The sequence below is a fragment of the Vibrio sp. 03_296 genome (assembly GCF_002265885.1).
The window spans coordinates 1-1722 of the sequence record NZ_NPKW01000738.1 but is presented as its reverse complement, the minus strand read 5'-3'; the positions used below and the strand labels follow the sequence as shown (position 1 = coordinate 1722).

Genomic DNA, 1722 nt, shown 5'->3' with positions numbered 1-1722 from the left:
TTCACCTGAAGTCGCGTCTACAGATAGTGCAGCTGTAGTTAGCGCATCGTGTGAACGACGCATGCCACGCTTAGAACGTGTCTTACGGTTTTGTTGTACGGCCATTGACCCTACTCCTATGTTATGGTTCAGCTTAAAGCTTAGCGCTTTAGGCTTTTTAAAACGTCGAACGGATTTGGTTTTGTTTCCTTACAATTTCTTCAGGAATCTTCACCAAAAACCATTGTTATTTGAATCAACAGCTGCAATCCGCTTCGTCATGCATTGCAATTTGAGGTAATTCTAAGATGAACTCATCTTCAACAAGTTGAATAAGGTCGACTTCGCCATAATTCGTTAAGATCTACCAAATCGTAACATTCTTGGGGCATCTTGCTCACTTTTCTACACTGTAGTAAGGAGTATAAGTGAACTCTACTTCACACAGATGCGTGAGGTCTCATACAACGTTGACATTCTAAACGACTCGTATGTTAGCTTTACCAGAGATAACAACAAGTCGCTGTTCATCTATCTCAAATGACAAATAGACTTCTGCGTCGCGTTTTACGCCTTCGGTCATTTCAGCTAGACGCTTAAACAGACTGGCTTGGATGATGCCATCGTAATCCAATCTCTTCTGCGCGGCTTTGGCTGGATCCACCGTTCGCGGTCTTATTTTTACCTTTTGCATAGGGCGCGAATAATAATCTTCCAAAAAAGAATTTATGTCAAAGGAAAAGGCAAAAAAGTTGTACTTTTTTGCGCTTGTTATACAGAGCATTAGCATGCTCCAACGGGAATCCGTTATGCTATGAAGAATGCTCCGTCAAATTGTAAGCCAAAATGGAAAATTACCAACTAGTTTTAGCGTCTACCTCACCATTTCGTCAGCAACTGCTGGAAAAACTGGCAATTCCTTTTTCAACTCTCTCTCCAAACTGCGATGAGACCCCACTGGAAGGCGAGTCCCCACAACCAGTTGGTCTTGAGACTTGCCGAAAGCAAAGCGCAATCGTGTCAAATCAACCAACCAAGCTTGGTGATAGGCAGCGATCAAGTGTGCGTTATTGACGGTAACATTGTGGGTAAACCTCATAGTCGACAAAATGCCATCGCACAACTGACCGCTCAAAGTGGCCAATCCATTGTGTTTTATACTGGGTTGGCGGTTTACAACAGCGAAACCGGAGAAACACGCTCTTTGCATTGATTGAGTTCAAAGTGCATTTTTCGCCCAACTGACCCAAGCTCAAATTGAGCGCTATGTGGATAAAGAACAGCCATTCTTCTGTGCTGGCAGTTTCAAAAGTGAAGGATTAGGGATTGCTTTGTTTGAAAAGTTAGAAGGCAAAGATCCCAATACCTTAGTTGGCCTCCCCTTAATCGACCTCATTGACTTACTAGCTCAACAAGGCATGCACATTTTGGTGATACAAAGAAAAGGAGTGATTCGCTCATCCCTTTTTCCTTATCGTCTGGTTCGCAATGACTGAACGGACCTTTTCCAACTGCTCTCCCATCGGCGCGTTGATTTCCATTGGTTGGTTCTGTCGCCGGATGTGTAAAGCGAATGTTGGCGGCATGAAGGAACAAGCGGTTCAGTCCATGCTGAGCAGTATAAGCATCGAAACGTCGATCGCCGTATCTGTCATCCCAGGCAATGGGGTGCCCACTATATTGAGTATGAACTCGAATTTGATGGGTTCTTCCCGTAATAGGGYTAGCTTGGAGCAGCGTCGC

1 protein-coding gene and 3 pseudogenes are annotated in these 1722 nt (G+C 44.3%); 1 reads left to right on the top strand and 3 read right to left on the bottom strand.

The features are described from left to right. The coding region (gene rpmF, locus CIK04_RS27535) for a 50S ribosomal protein L32 (RefSeq protein ID WP_128824732.1) at positions 1 to 105 on the bottom strand (105 nt) is incomplete at its 3' end. A 95-nt stretch (positions 106 to 200) separates the two neighbouring features. Further along, a pseudogene (locus CIK04_RS27530) lies at positions 201 to 673 on the bottom strand (23S rRNA accumulation protein YceD). A gap of 152 nt (positions 674 to 825) precedes the next feature. On the opposite strand from CIK04_RS27530, the pseudogene CIK04_RS27525 reads away from it, so the two are divergent. Further along, a pseudogene (locus CIK04_RS27525) lies at positions 826 to 1475 on the top strand (nucleoside triphosphate pyrophosphatase). Here the strand turns inward: CIK04_RS27525 and CIK04_RS27520 are convergent. After that, positions 1437 to 1722, bottom strand: a pseudogene (locus CIK04_RS27520) (RNA pseudouridine synthase); the annotation flags it as partial. The pseudogenes CIK04_RS27525 and CIK04_RS27520 overlap by 39 nt on opposite strands.